12 protein-coding genes and 1 pseudogene are annotated in these 13,663 nt (G+C 41.9%); 6 read left to right on the top strand and 7 right to left on the bottom strand.

Going from position 1 to position 13,663, the window contains the following annotated elements; genetic code table 11:
- Positions 1–158: 158 nt before the first annotated feature.
- The 4 genes from Q5H80_RS07870 to Q5H80_RS07855 all read right to left on the bottom strand — a co-directional run bounded on the left by Q5H80_RS07870 (position 159) and on the right by Q5H80_RS07855 (position 2,604).
- Positions 159–302, bottom strand: coding sequence for a hypothetical protein (locus Q5H80_RS07870; protein WP_304564144.1), 144 nt, complete (start codon positions 300–302; stop codon positions 159–161).
- A gap of 26 nt (positions 303–328) precedes the next feature.
- Entirely contained in the window at positions 329–604 is a 276-nt protein-coding gene (locus Q5H80_RS07865) for an HU family DNA-binding protein (RefSeq protein WP_009846966.1), read from the bottom strand.
- A gap of 392 nt (positions 605–996) precedes the next feature.
- The gene (locus Q5H80_RS07860; protein WP_017102710.1) at positions 997–1,692 is read right to left on the bottom strand and encodes a VC0807 family protein; all 696 of its coding nucleotides are present in this window, start codon (positions 1,690–1,692) and stop codon (positions 997–999) included.
- A gap of 288 nt (positions 1,693–1,980) precedes the next feature.
- On the bottom strand, positions 1,981–2,604 hold the full coding sequence (locus tag Q5H80_RS07855) for a cytochrome b/b6 domain-containing protein (protein ID WP_304564142.1): 624 nt from the start codon (positions 2,602–2,604) through the stop codon (positions 1,981–1,983).
- Positions 2,605–2,738: 134 nt separating this feature from the next.
- On the opposite strand from Q5H80_RS07855, the gene Q5H80_RS07850 reads away from it, so the two are divergent.
- The 6 genes from Q5H80_RS07850 (at position 2,739) to Q5H80_RS07825 (ending at position 10,802) form a co-directional block, all read left to right on the top strand.
- Entirely contained in the window at positions 2,739–3,251 is a 513-nt protein-coding gene (locus Q5H80_RS07850) for a cytochrome c (protein ID WP_304564141.1), read from the top strand.
- Between the two features lie 76 nt (positions 3,252–3,327).
- Positions 3,328–3,999 (top strand): hypothetical protein, encoded by a 672-nt coding sequence (locus Q5H80_RS07845; protein WP_304564140.1) that lies wholly within the window; start codon positions 3,328–3,330, stop codon positions 3,997–3,999.
- A gap of 473 nt (positions 4,000–4,472) precedes the next feature.
- The gene (locus tag Q5H80_RS07840) at positions 4,473–6,359 is read left to right on the top strand and encodes a methyl-accepting chemotaxis protein (RefSeq protein WP_304564139.1); all 1,887 of its coding nucleotides are present in this window, start codon (positions 4,473–4,475) and stop codon (positions 6,357–6,359) included.
- A 241-nt stretch (positions 6,360–6,600) separates the two neighbouring features.
- Positions 6,601–7,479: a LysR family transcriptional regulator gene (locus Q5H80_RS07835; protein ID WP_304564138.1), complete on the top strand. Its 879-nt coding sequence runs from the start codon at positions 6,601–6,603 to the stop codon at positions 7,477–7,479.
- An 86-nt stretch (positions 7,480–7,565) separates the two neighbouring features.
- A complete protein-coding gene (locus Q5H80_RS07830) occupies positions 7,566–8,414 on the top strand; it encodes a YadA-like family protein (RefSeq protein WP_304564137.1) in 849 nt (282 codons plus the stop codon).
- A gap of 339 nt (positions 8,415–8,753) precedes the next feature.
- Positions 8,754–10,802 (top strand): response regulator, encoded by a 2,049-nt coding sequence (locus tag Q5H80_RS07825; protein ID WP_304564136.1) that lies wholly within the window; start codon positions 8,754–8,756, stop codon positions 10,800–10,802.
- Between the two features lie 145 nt (positions 10,803–10,947).
- On the opposite strand, the gene cqsA is transcribed toward Q5H80_RS07825, so the two are convergent.
- The 3 genes and pseudogenes from cqsA to Q5H80_RS07810 all read right to left on the bottom strand — a co-directional run bounded on the left by cqsA (position 10,948) and on the right by Q5H80_RS07810 (position 13,655).
- Positions 10,948–12,129 (bottom strand): alpha-hydroxyketone-type quorum-sensing autoinducer synthase, encoded by a 1,182-nt coding sequence (gene cqsA / locus Q5H80_RS07820; protein ID WP_304564135.1) that lies wholly within the window; start codon positions 12,127–12,129, stop codon positions 10,948–10,950.
- 313 nt (positions 12,130–12,442) lie between these two features.
- Positions 12,443–12,763: pseudogene (locus tag Q5H80_RS07815) on the bottom strand (aminotransferase class I/II-fold pyridoxal phosphate-dependent enzyme); the annotation flags it as partial.
- 133 nt (positions 12,764–12,896) lie between these two features.
- Entirely contained in the window at positions 12,897–13,655 is a 759-nt protein-coding gene (locus Q5H80_RS07810) for a helix-turn-helix domain-containing protein (protein ID WP_304564134.1), read from the bottom strand.
- Positions 13,656–13,663 lie beyond the last annotated feature (8 nt).

Genomic DNA, 13,663 nt, shown 5'->3' with positions numbered 1-13,663 from the left:
TTCAATTCGATTTTGAACTCAAGCTTGGCATTTGCTATAGCGATTTGTCTCTTAAACTAAAAATGCCACCGCAAATCTGCAGTGGCATTTGAATGACAACAAACCATCATGTAAATCTTTAATTACAGCTCTAACACATACTATAGTTCTAATACAAACTACAGCTCTAACAGTTTGGCTAGTTCACGCTCTTCGAGAAGCTCTTCAATGCGTTGACGAGCCTTAGGCCCTTCAGCTTGTGCTTTGGTTGACTTGCTGGCTTTTTTACTGCGGCTCGTCTTTGTTTTTTCCTTAGTTGTCATCGGTAACCTTCCTTGTATTTTCTATCTTACAGGTTGCATGTCTCTTTTAGTGCTTTGCCTGCTTTAAATGCTGGTGTTTTTGACGCTGAGATTTGAATTTCTTCTCCAGTTCTTGGATTGCGACCAGTGCGAGCAGCGCGGCTATTCACTTTAAAGCTACCAAATCCAAGGATAGATACATCGTCGCCATTAGCAAGCGTAGTCGAGATGCCTTCAACGAGCGCATTGAGTGCTGTGCCTGCTTGCTCTTTTGAGATGTCAGCAGAAGTTGCGATGTGTTCAACTAATTGAGATTTGTTCATGTTTTAAATTCCTTGTCGAGTTCGTCTGGTGTTTAGTTTTTGCAAACTAGTGGTTAAATATGACCAATATGAACTGAAGTTATGTCATTGCTAGGGTTGAACTTTGTAAAGTAACAAACGGAGTTGATTATAAAAACATATCATGCCTCATTCAATGCAAATCATTGTGTATTACCTGTTTTCGGCCAGTTATGGACAGTGAGTCATGAAAATGAACATCGTTTTGTTTAAATTAATTCATGATATCAATTGAAAGTTGATATTTGGCGGTATGCAGAACAGACAAAAAAGCCCAGCGTGTGTGCTGGGCTCATGCTTTTTTGAAGCAATCTGTTTTTTAAAGCAATCGAGTATTTGAAGTGGTTTTGTACTCGGAGCTAGCGCAACGAAAATTATTTAGTAATAAAGATCTGTTCCGTTTCTAGCGAAGTCATCGAGCGAACTTGGCGCCAAATGTAGTAGAAGATACCTAACATCATCAACATACTTGGGATAGCGATGGCCGGGTAGCTGTAAAGTGTCAACTTACCCAATTCTTCATTAAAAGCTGCAGTACCAGCCGGGCTAGTCACAATCCAAGTCGCTAGAAAGTAGTTCATCGCAGAAGAAAACGCGAAGGTACTAGCGAAAAGGTAGTTTGACTTCATTAGGCAACGATTAAACTCTGCTTGGTTACCAAACTGTCTTAAACGCTCTTCGATTAGAGATATGTTTAACAGTGCAGGCGTGAAGATAACTTTTTGGATAAACGGGTAGCGAGTGAAGGTTGAGCCAAGAACCGCTAAACCAATTAGGCCGGGTATTAATGCTTCTTTTAATGCTAACCAACGAGTGTCGAGTTCGAAGAAGCCAATACCGCCGGTTAATAGTACGCTGACAAAGCCAAGTGCCGCGATGAAGTTAAACTTCTTGTTGCGGACTAACTCCATACCACCGTAAGCAATAGGGAAGGCAAGCGCGACAAGTAATGCTAAGCCAGTTCCTAGGTGCTCCTCTCCACTGAACTTCATTAAGATGAATGAAGGAAGAAAGACGTTAAATACGACTTCGAAAAGAGGGCTCGATTTTTTGTTTTCTGTGCTACTCATAATTTCTAAATACATTATGTTATGGATTTATTCTCAGGGATTGTTGTTTACCTCGCTCAAGATGTAAAGCCTTAAGACGTCATGCTGTGTAACGACATGTGACATCAACGACATCTCGAGTTTATTTGACGCACGATTCAACGTATTCATGACCACCTTTAGTGGTAACGTGACTTTTGCTGACGTTAGATTTTGGTTAGTTACGCTCTATTCGTGAGACGATTTTTAGAAGTCGTCGGCTTATCCCTTTTTGTACATCCGATTTTATACTCATCAAACCTATTTAATTTACGCCAACACTGCCAGCATAACGGTGAGCATTGCCGCTACAGCTAGTACGCCTAACGCACGCCATTGAGAAACAAACGCGACACTGCCATTAAGTTCGATTTTTGTTTGGAAGCCAGTGACCATTGCCCAAGTTAATGGTTTTAAACGTAATTTGTAGAACAAAACAGCAAGGACGTGTACCGCAACCAGAGTTGGAAGTACTTTGACCATAGTGAGATGAATGTTTTCTAACAACGAAAATACGGAGTCATTTAGCCAGATATTCGCATAGGGTAAGTGATCAAGAAGCCCTGCTAAAGCTAAACCAGAAATACATTGAATAGTTAAAGCTGATAACAGTATAACTACCATCCAACCGCCAGCAGGATTATGGCCTGGCTTTTCTTTTTCTTTTCCTAATAAATAACGAACCACTGATTTAGGTGAACGTACAAATTGTCTGAATCGACTCGTATCGCTACCCACCCAGCCCCAGACCAATCGCCAAACGATTAATGTCATAAGCGCGAGCCCCAGTTGAACGTGGGGTCCATTACCTGAAATACCTGATGCCATTAACCCCATGAAAAGAGCCGCTTGCGTCCAATGGTATAGGCGAGTTGATAGATCCCAAATTTTCATAGTTTCACTCTCTCTTTTGTTTGTTTAATCTCTGCTTGCTTTACAGTAATTTACACAGCAATAGTTGCAATTGCAACTATTGCTGTGTAAATTAAATCCATCGGAGCACAACGGAACATCGAAACGAATCATCGATGTCTGTATCGAAACCAGCAACAAAAGCTATACGAAGCGGAGATAGCAATATGAACAAGAGAATGATGCACAAAAGATTGGTGAGCCTACTGTGTACTACAACCGTTTTACTTAGTACCCACGCTTTGGCCTCACAAGATCATTCGAACCAAATTGAACAGCGCCAATACGCATTTACACAAGTTGAAACCTTGATTGAGCAAGCCAAAGACTCGTTAGATGGCAACGATACGAGTTGGCAGGTATTAGAAGAAACGAGTTTAGAGCTAGCAGCTCATAGCGAATTGTTACTGACGTCATTTCCGGCGGGCAGCCAAGAAGGAAGTAAAGCAAAAGAGAGTGTGTGGAGCGAGCCTGAAAAATTCAATCGTCTCCTTGCGCAAATGGATCAGGGTTTTCAGGAACTCTACCAAGGTAGTCAACAAGGTGATGCATCACTGGCGGGATCAGGATTAGAAGCAGCGCAGGCGACTTGCAAAAGTTGCCATCGTTCATATCGCTCACGTTGGTAATAACATTCAGTCCGTTCAATTAACTAACTAACCCCATTTAACCAGTTAAAACTATTTAGCCGAAAAGGAGCAAATTATGAAAACGAATACGCTTATGATACTTGCCGCTTCAATGATTTTTTCTACTTTCACGAGCGCAGCAGACTATGCCGTTGAACTTAAGTGGAATACAAACAACCTAGAAGAAGTACTCGACAACATGCCGGAGCAAAAAGCTCAATTCAGTAAGCTAATTGAGCAAGGCGAAATAAAGGATATGTATGTATCACATAGTGAGATTGATGGCCGTTCAGTGCAACTACTGCGTTTTGTTATTGAAGCGAATGACCCACAGCAAGTGCAAGATAAACTGGCTCATTTACCTCTTTATAAGAAGGACTTGGTTAACATCGCCAAAGTTATTCCGCTGGGCTCTAAATGGTTAGACAATACGCCAGATTACAATAACTACGGCGTTACAATAACATGGAAGCAGGGGATTGAAGCCCTTGAGATCGACCGTGTGCTTAGTATTGATTTACAACGAGTGATCAGCCTTAACCAAGCAGGACTTGTCACGTCTTCTTATCTCGATACACAAGAACTGGAGAACAATGTTGTTCGACCTGTGTATTCGGTTTCTTTTATTGCTAAGGATGCGCAGCATGCAAAAGAGCTGAGTCACCAATTCGAGGCCGTTGCTCTAGGCTACGCTGATGTGAATGTTCAACATTTGGGCTACAAACTTTCTGTGACGAACAACCAGTAGTCGTTGGTTATTGAGCTAGTATTGGATAAGTGAAAATACAATAACTGATAAAACTAATAGTTAGTAAAGTGATTAAAGTGATTATTAACGAAACTCTAGCGCAGTGAAATCTAAGTGTTCGTATATGTTTGTTGACCCGATAAAAATAAGAATGCCATTGGGTTTAAATTAAGAGTAATAAAGGACTGAACGTTATGTGTTGGGTCCTTTTTATTTTCTGTCTAGGTAACAACGCTATGCTGATTGTATTTGATTAATTTATCCTCCAATAGGCTGTTCGGTATAATTTTTCGTGCAATCAATGATTTACTTGGTGAATATCTGCTATGCGTGCCCCTACTCACATATATTGCTGATATTAACCTTGGGTGGTTTATTATTTTATTTTATAGCGTAAAATAAATGGTGCTTGCAAACCGTGTTGGTGACAAATTTGTCACTGCGGTTTTTTACTTCCAAATTATAGGTTTCCTATGTTCAAGAAACTCTCGCTTAAAAATAAGCTGGCGATCTCTGCTAGCATGGCCATTATCCTGGGGGGGATTTTGGTCGAGGTATTGTCTTTTCGTGCTTCATTGCAACGGTTGGATATTGAAGTTGAACAGCGCTTAGAAGGTGCGTCAGCTTCTTACAATCAATATGTATCGGATTGGATCTTATCCAAAGAGCGTGCGCTTACTTCACTTTCGAAGGAGTCACAACAAGAAAGCTTGGTCACTCACCTGAAGCAGGTTCGTGATTCAGGCTCGTTTGATAATGTGTTCTTAGCGTTCCCTGATGGCTCGCAAAAAAATGCGAATGGCGTTGTGTTGCCACCGGGCAATGATGATCCACGCGTATGGGGTTGGTACACCAATGCGGTTGCGAACCCAAGTAAAGTGTTCATGGATAACCCAACGGTTGCTGCGGCAACTGGGGCGAACGTTGTGTCGTTGGGTACTGCAATGCAATTGCATGGTCAGCAGGTCGTTTTGGGGGCCGATGTAGAAATTACCGACATTCTAAACAGCCTTGAAAAAGTGATTCTTCCAGGCGAAGGCTACATGTTTATCGCGACCAACAAAGGCACGGTTTACACGCACGCTGATACAAAGTTGCTGAACGAGAATATTAGCGCTCTAGGGTTAGATTTTGCTGATGTACAGAAGGCGCTGACTAGCGGTAAAGACACGGCTATCGAGTTAAATGGCAGCGACTATGTTCTGTACGCACGTGCGATTGATGGAACAAGCCTGATTACTATCAGTGTTGTTAATCATGACTCTTTGGTTGCACCGTTATTTGATGCTGTGTTTGGCCAAGTATTAGTGACATTATTGGTCGTTATTGTATGTACCATATTGTTTAACCTGCTGTGTACTATTCTATTTCGTCCGTTGAACCATGTGTCTCAAGCACTGGCGCAGATCGCTAATGGTAGTGGTGATTTAACTCAGCGTATTCATGTTGAGAACCAAGATGAAGTAGGAGAACTAGCACAGAACTTCAACACTTTTGTAGGCAGTTTACAGCAGTTGATTGGTCATATTCGTGGGCAATCAGAGCAGCTTAACAGCCAGTCAGAGAAAAGTACTCAGCGAGCGAATCGTTCGGTGGATGAGCTTAATCATCAACAGCAAGAGATCACCATGGTGGCGACGGCTGTAACGGAAATGGCGAGTGCAACGCAAGAGATTGCATCGCATGCTGAGCAAACAGCAAAAGCGGCACAAGACTCTGCGACAAGCACTAACAGCGGTCACGCCCTGGTTGTTGATACTAAAGGTTCTATCAATAACCTTGCCAATGAAGTGAATGAAGCGGGTAACGTGATCAGCGAGCTAAACAAGCATGCTCAAGAGATTTCGACGGTACTTGCTACGATTCAAGGTATTGCAGAGCAAACTAACTTGCTTGCTTTGAATGCTGCGATTGAAGCGGCGCGTGCTGGTGAACAAGGTCGTGGTTTTGCTGTAGTTGCAGATGAAGTACGTGTGCTTTCTCAACGCACTCACTCTTCAACAGAAGAGATAAAGTCAACGATTGATGTTTTACAACGCACAACGGCTCAAGCGGTTGATCTTATGGAGAGCAGTTCTAAACTAGCAATACATTCCGTAGAAGATGCCGACCGAGCTTCGCATGCGCTAGAAGAGATCAACACAGCGGTGGCTTTGATTAGTGATATGGCGACTCAAATTGCTACCGCAGCAGAAGAGCAAACACACGTGACGGGTGAAATTACTCAGAACATTACGACCATTAAAGATGTTACCGACCACTTAGTTGTGGGCGCACAGGACAGCTTAACTGAGTCGAACGAACTTAAGAGCCAAGCCGCTGGTTTAAGTGACAAAGTGGCGACTTTTAAGCTTGCTTAACTGTTTCACTCACTGATGCCTGATCAGTGAGTGATTGTTAAGCAATAAGTCAAAGCGACGTAGATTACGTCGCTTTTTTTGTATTCGAGAATTTTTATGCAATTGAGGGCATTTGGCTTTAAGGTTTTTTGGAGTTAGTTCAACGTTTGCCTAGTGGTATTTGTTTTTAACAAACCTCTGTACCAGAATGATGTGTTGAAAAGGTATAATTTACCTCTCATCTAATAAAAGGATTTTCTAGATGCAGCACATAAAAAATTTGGTATTTTTTGAGTCGATTTATACATGTAATAGTTTCCGCGATAGCGCTGAACAGCTAGGTGTATCCATTGCAACGTTATCTCGCTCCCTAAAAGAGCTTGAGTCTGACTTCTCTCAAGCCCTCTTTATTAAAGACGGCGTTAATATAAAGCCAACTAGTGCAGCTCATCGTCTTTATGAAAAAGTGCAAGGCTCTTGTGAGTCTTTGTCGAACAAATATCACCAAATGAAATTTGAAGAGAAACATATATCTGTTCTTCTTCCTCCTCAAGTCTCTAGTTCCAATCTCATTAACTTAGTGAATGAGTACAATCACAAACACAATACCGCATTAATCGTAAATGAGATAAATCATTACCAAGATCGGGAGGCCGCTCTTGATTCTTTAGGGAATGGGCGATTAGATTTGCTCATTGATACTGAGCCTGCGGTTGGACATCGGTATCAATCAGTACCTTTAGCAACTATGGGGTTAGTGCTTATTGCTTCGTCGGAATATTACTCTTCTATTTCAACCTCTGATGTAGAGAGAAACAATATACCGTTCGTTCGTTTTAACTGGCTTGGAATATATGGAGAGCAAATTAACAAACACTTAGGAGTGAGTCAGCGTCAAAGTATCGGTTACAACACAGAAAACATTCAAAGCTTTCTTGAGGCGCTGAGCTCTACGTCTTTCGTCGGCCTTTTTCCAAAAGAAAGGAAAGCGCAGCTCGATGAACGGTATATAACTTCGGATGAAGTTGTAGCTAATGTGGAGATGCATTTAGTTTGCGCGAAAAATACCATCGCCTCTAGAGAAGTTGTCTCTTGGTTTTACAACAAGTTATCTTCTCTTCAGGAACTGAAGATGTATTGATAGGCTTGATGAAACAACTTGTTTCATTGGTTTAGGGTGATAATTCCTTATGATTGTACCTGTTCCCACAAAATAGGTACTACATCATGAAAACAACAATATCATTTATCGCTTTGTCTCTTTTAGCTTTTAACGCATCAGCTTCAACGCCTTCAAGTAATCAACAGCTCGTTCGCAACACAAACGATATTACTACTCTTAAGTTGGCAACTCAGGCTCAAGAGCAGAAATCAGCAGCAGTCTTAAGTAGTATTCTTTCGCATATGACAGGTACGGATAAAGATATAGCGACTCACTCACAGTCGATTAAGCAAAATACGACACGGTTGAATGCATTAAATAATAATGATCAACAGATAGCTGCTCATACACAATCTATCAAACAAAATACGACTCGTTTGGATGCACTAGATAATAGCACTCAAAAAATAGCGACACATTCACAATCCATCAAGCAGAATACGACTCGTTTGGATACGCTAGATAATGACGCTAAAAATGAGAGTAATAATGTTACGAGTAACTCGAATAGCATCGCAACATCAAGAGTTCAGATTGAAAAAAATGCAAAAAGCATTGCCGCGATAGATACCACTAATTTAAGCAGCAAAGCAGAAGTACAAGAGCTGCGTACAAGTTTCAACCAGCTTGCTGATAAACAATTGCAGCTTGAAGGCAAAGTAAATTCGAATGAAGGTAAAATGTCGAATGGTATTGCAGGTGTAGCAGCAATGGCAAACATTCCGCTTGTGCAAGGTCACTTAACTGTTGGTGCTGGGATGGGTTACTTTAATGGTTCTCAAGCGGTTGCTGTTGGTGTTAGTGATAGTTTTGATAATGGTTTTTCTGTTAAAACGTCAATGTCTTATGCCGATGGTAAGTATGGTCAAAATGATGTAACAGTTGGTGCAGGTGTCGGTTATAGCTTCAATTAATCCTTAACTGACGAATGGAAAAAATCCCCTGAATTATTCAGGGATTTTTTTTGCCTAAATAATACGAGAGTCAAGCTTACGTTAGCGTGGATAAGCATAAGAGAAGCTAGACTTTGATAAGGTTTGTTGTGTAACCCCATCTAACTAGGATCTTGTGTTGAAATTAAAGTGCTGATCTAATACTTAATCTTTTCAGATCAAGATTAAAGTCGTTGGTACATATTTGGTTGAAAGTTCACTGAAAGGAGAGGATGTGTAATATACTCAGCGGAAAACATAAGAACCAACATCAAATTTTAGACTTTGTAAACGTTAGGGCTTAGTAAATAAAGTATTTGTATGAACGCGATTCGTAAAGTTTATCAGTACGCAGAACCTAACCTAACCCTTGTGGGTTGGATGGGCTTTGTCGGCTTCCCAGTTTACTACATTGTATGGGAGTTCTTGTTTCCGCAACCCTATGAAAATTTAGCCCTGCGTCTATTTTGCTCGGTATTGTTCCTTGGGATTGTTGTTCGTAATCGTGTTCCATTTGATTGGCGAAAGTACCTTCCGGCTTATTATCAAGTCGCTATTACCCTCTGCTTACCGTGTTTTTTCTTTTACATGCTGCTGATGAATAACTGGTCCAACGTATGGGTTATGTCTTTCATGTCGGCTATTTTCCTCCATATTCTATTAGTTCATGTCACCCGAGTGATGTTTGCACAAACCTTTGCCGGGATAGGGATTGCTACCTTGTGTGCATGGGTGTCACAAGGCTTCTACTTAGAGCTCACTATGGATTGGACGCATGTACCAATCTTCCTATTTATCTATTTGTTCGGTAACTTGTTCTACTTCCGTAATCAGGTGGAACATGAGAACAAGGTGTCATTGGCGAAATCTTTTGGGGCTGGTATTGCCCATGAGATGCGAAACCCTCTAAGTGGTTTGTTGACCTCCATAGATGTTATGCAGTCCATATTGCCGAACCCTAAAAGTGGCGATCATAAAGGTCAATATGCACTGAGTAATGAAGACGTTATACAGTTGCGTGAAGTGGGTGATGAGGCGATGGAGATCATCCACTCAGGTAACGAGACGATTGATCTGTTGCTGACTTCAATCGATGAAAATCGCGTCTCTCGTTCAACGTTCAAAAAGCATTCAACGCAAGCTGTGGTGGAGGATGCAATCGACAGTTTTAACTACAAGCGTTCAGCCGATAAGTCTGCGATATCTTTAGATGTACAAAGCAACTTTGACTTCTTGGGCAGTGATACCTTGTTGAAGTACGTGATGTATAACTTGTTCAAGAACGCATTCCACCATCGCAGCCCTGAAGATTTTCATATTCATGTCACTATGTGCAGTGATGACGTGACCAATCAAATTATGGTTACCGATAACGGAGCTGGTATTTCAAACGATGTCATTCGACGTATTTTCCAGGATTTTTACACCACCGGCCAATCAGGTAACTACGGCTTAGGTTTGCCATTTTGTCAGAAGGTAATGCGGTCGTTTGGTGGGGAGATTAAGTGTAAGTCTGAGGTGGAACAGTGGACGCAGTTCACGATGACTTTTCCATCTTTGACTTCTCACTCTGTTAACGAAATTAAGAGTGAGCTCACTAAGCTAAAGACAGTGTTGATGGTGAGTGACCAGAAAGTACTCTCTGATAAAATTACTGAGACGTCACGTTTTATGGGGTTTGACCTAACCGTATTAGACGTTGTATCAGCACTTAAAAATAAGGAATATCAATTTGAGTTCGACCTGATTTTCGTTGATATGGAGAGCTTAGATTTAAGAGCCAATTACCTCGATAGAATTGAATCTTTGCTATCGTTCACTGAAGCGCGAATCATCTACTTGTATGAGCATCATCCCATTAAGCGTGTGCGTAACGTTTCTTACGAGCCTATTTGGGTGGAAACACAAGTTTGGTTGCTTAATACTAAAGCGACCGTCGACCGGTTACTCTTCGATTCCAATTACGTGATGCCAGCTGTGCCTACAAAACCACTAGAGGCCGCGACTAAGCGGACGATTATGGTGGTGGATGACAATGAATCTTTGCGCCGTTTTACCGCAATGTTATTGGAGAAACATGGCTTTGATGTTGTGCAGAAAGAAGATGGCCAACAAGCGTTAGATGCTTTGGATTCCGAAGATGTTGATTTGATTCTGATGGATATCGAGATGCCTATTATGGACGGTGTTGAAGCTTCTCGTCGAATTCGAAGCGCTAACAAAGCATACTCTACAGTGCCGATTATTGCTCACACGGGCGACAGTTCTCCAGTGACATTGGAAAAAATGGAATCGTCAGGCATGTCAGACTTTATTGTGAAACCGGCGGACAAAAACCGACTGTTCGATAAAATTGCTCACTGGATTTAGTGAATGTCATAGGTTGAAGCACACGGCTATTTTGTCAGCGGGCACAAACACAAGAAAGAGCTCAGCGAAATGCTGGGCTCTTTTTGTTTAGCGACATGATAGCGTCCATTCCGTCCTGCCGGTTATAGAATGGGTGTGTACAGCGTTATATGAATTCTAACTCCGGGTGATGGTATGCCTCATGACAAACGGTGAGAACATGGTCGATGTCTCTTGGAGTCATGTCGGCATTGACTGAAAATCGGATGATGTTCTTGTTCCTACCCGTTGCAGGACGGCAGAACACCGCGCCGAACACATTACGCTCTTCGAGGAAATCGCGCACTCGCTCTGTATTTCTTTCATTACCGCACTCTAGCGAGACGATTTGAGATTCACTACGGATGTTAAAACCAATCCGTTTGAGGCCCGTAATGAGCGACTGTGCTCGCATAAATAGGGCTTCGCGTTTGTCATCTGCTCCTTTAATTACTTCCAACGTTTTCTCTAAGCGAATCACTTCTTGCGGCAATACGGTTGAGCTAAAAATCGCAGGGTACGCCACAAACGGTAAGGTTCTAGATAGTTGTTTAGGACCTAGGATGGCCCCTGCGCGGTAAGCGAAGGTTTTTGCCAAGCTGACGGTGATGAAGTCGACTTGGTTAGTGAGCCCCAATGCATGAACTAATCCAGCACCTTTTTCTCCGTGTGTCCCTAGTGAGTGGGATTCATCAACGACGACGGCACAATCAAATTCCTGCGCCATTTCGTAGATGTCGCGTAGTGGGGCGATGGTCCCAATAGTACTGTAAACCGAATCGACCACAATAACGCCTGAGCCGTGGCGCTCTAACTGTTTGCGCAGGTGATTCATATTGTTATGCATAAACGGGTGGGCGACGCCGCCGGCAGCGCGAATGCCTTCCCATAGCGACATGTGTGCAAAAAAGTCAATGTACACAGGTGTGCCCGGTGGGCAGATGGTTTGCAATAGCCCAATATTGGCCGCCCAACCCGACTGAGAAAGCAAACCGCTCTCCATTCCGACATAGTTCGCGAGTTCGGTTTCAAACGCAGGTTTAGACTTTTCATCTTGTAAGAAAATTGCAGACATCACTACGTTGTCATCGTGTTCGATAATCGCCGCTTGATGGGCGTCTTGGATCGGTTTGTTGTGTGACAGTGCTAAGTAATCATTGCTCTGCATCACAACGGCGTTGCGCTGAGGTCGTTTACCCAATACCAAGTGATTTTGGCTTTGGTTCTGGGTAATGAGGTCTTGAATATAGAAGTTCAAGCGTTCTTCGATAAAGGAAGGTAGTGGTTTGTTTTTTGTTGTATCACTCATAATTATTCTCTTCAAATACGGGAAAACGCCAGCGCCGGCGGTTGTATATTGAAGTTAAAAAGTGATGTGTCATTAGCCAGTTTGCATAATTTTGTATGTGCTAGCAAACTCAGTGTTTAAAGGTATCGAAGCGAGTCATTTTCCTTACGGTGCGGGGCATTAACCTAGTTCAAATAGGAATGATAGCCTTCTTTTTTATGATAAAAGGCTATTAAAATTCGGTGTTCGAATGGCCATGAAAAATTGATTCTGAAAAGATTTGGTGTGCTAGCTTCGTATTATGAACTAGCTGCGTATTATGAACTGGCACGTGTTAGCTATGAATATGAATCAGTTCTATTAAGTCGTTCAATTCCTGTTTAGCTTTTCCCTCTAACGAATAACCAATATTGATGCGTAGGCAGTTGCTGTAGAGATCGAGCGTGCTGAATAGGTGTCCAAGCCTGATATCAAGATTCTGATCAGCTACCGCTTGAGCAAAAATTTTCTGGTTCAAATTTGGGATTTGTAACCAAAGTACCATGCCACCTTGTGGGTTACTTATCTTCACGTCTTGAGGTAGATGTTGGGCTAAATAACTTAGGTATTGTTGGCGTAAAGAAAGGATCTGAGAGCATCTTCTTCTAACGTGTTTGCATCGGCGTTGTTCTTAGTCGGGATCGGTTTGATTGTGAAACCTGCGAGTGCGGCTCAAACCGATAAGGCAACTAAACTCTTAAAAAGTAATTGCACAATGTTGTTAGAACATTGGCGCTGTTAAGGCATACCTAAACTAAATTTACTGGTGCTTTGAGTTTAGGGTGGAAAATACCTTTAGCACCCATGTCGACAATAGCATAGTCGTTGACCCCTTCAGTCATTCGGCTACGCGACTGACTGACCTTTAGGGTCTTGAACATTAACTCCTCAAGCCTAGCGTTATATTCTTTAAATTCGTCTTCGGTCAGCCTGAGTTTGGTCGTAATAAAGTAAGCTTGTTTGTTACTTACATCGATATATTGCACTGCCTGTTTTAGAGCATCTATGACTTGGTTTTTGAACATGGCGCTAAACCGCGCTTGTTCAGAGAAAGCAATATTGGCAGGAACAGTGACGTGGAATTTTAAACCTAATAACATCGTTATTAGGTTTAACTGTTCAAGTTTCCTGAGGTAGATATGCAGTGATGGTTTGTTTAAGTCATAACTGGCCATTAACTGCTGGGCGTTTGCCCCTTCATTTACAATATCTTGGAAAATCGTAAACAACGCCGGTTCTTCACAGAAGGCTGCGTCTTGCTCGTCCGTAAATAATGACACTGAAGCTAATGCTTCTTCTGCTTCTGTGATAATGGCTGATAGAGGAAGCTGAATTAATTTACATATCTTTTGTAACTTCAAGATAGAGAGCGATTGATGGCCGTTCAGCATTCTTTTAATGCCTATTTCGGAGATTCCTGTGAACTCTGAAACTTCTCTATAAGAGATACCTACCTTTTTTAAATGGCGTTTGATTGTCGTACAAATTTCGTCGTCAAGTGTATCCATTACTCTAT

It is taken from the genome of Vibrio sp. SNU_ST1 (assembly GCF_030563405.1).
In the GTDB taxonomy this organism is placed as follows: domain Bacteria; phylum Pseudomonadota; class Gammaproteobacteria; order Enterobacterales; family Vibrionaceae; genus Vibrio.
Note: the sequence above shows the minus strand (reverse complement) of the source record. Positions and strands in the feature narration are given on the sequence as shown.

Bases quoted from the DNA above. Each gene is read 5' to 3' on its own strand.
- Q5H80_RS07850 (WP_304564141.1), top strand. From the start codon at position 2,739: ATGTCTGTATCGAAACCAGCAACAAAAGCTATACGAAGCGGAGATAGC.
- Q5H80_RS07845 (WP_304564140.1), top strand. From the start codon at position 3,328: ATGAAAACGAATACGCTTATGATACTTGCCGCTTCAATGATTTTTTCT.
- Q5H80_RS07825 (WP_304564136.1), top strand. From the start codon at position 8,754: ATGAACGCGATTCGTAAAGTTTATCAGTACGCAGAACCTAACCTAACC.
- cqsA (WP_304564135.1), bottom strand. From the start codon at position 12,129: ATGAGTGATACAACAAAAAACAAACCACTACCTTCCTTTATCGAAGAA.
- Q5H80_RS07840 (WP_304564139.1), top strand. From the start codon at position 4,473: ATGTTCAAGAAACTCTCGCTTAAAAATAAGCTGGCGATCTCTGCTAGC.
- Q5H80_RS07865 (WP_009846966.1), bottom strand. From the start codon at position 604: ATGAACAAATCTCAATTAGTTGAACACATCGCAACTTCTGCTGACATC.
- Q5H80_RS07810 (WP_304564134.1), bottom strand. From the start codon at position 13,655: ATGGATACACTTGACGACGAAATTTGTACGACAATCAAACGCCATTTA.
- Q5H80_RS07860 (WP_017102710.1), bottom strand. From the start codon at position 1,692: ATGAGTAGCACAGAAAACAAAAAATCGAGCCCTCTTTTCGAAGTCGTA.
- Q5H80_RS07870 (WP_304564144.1), bottom strand. From the start codon at position 302: ATGACAACTAAGGAAAAAACAAAGACGAGCCGCAGTAAAAAAGCCAGC.
- Q5H80_RS07835 (WP_304564138.1), top strand. From the start codon at position 6,601: ATGCAGCACATAAAAAATTTGGTATTTTTTGAGTCGATTTATACATGT.
- Q5H80_RS07830 (WP_304564137.1), top strand. From the start codon at position 7,566: ATGAAAACAACAATATCATTTATCGCTTTGTCTCTTTTAGCTTTTAAC.
- Q5H80_RS07855 (WP_304564142.1), bottom strand. From the start codon at position 2,604: ATGAAAATTTGGGATCTATCAACTCGCCTATACCATTGGACGCAAGCG.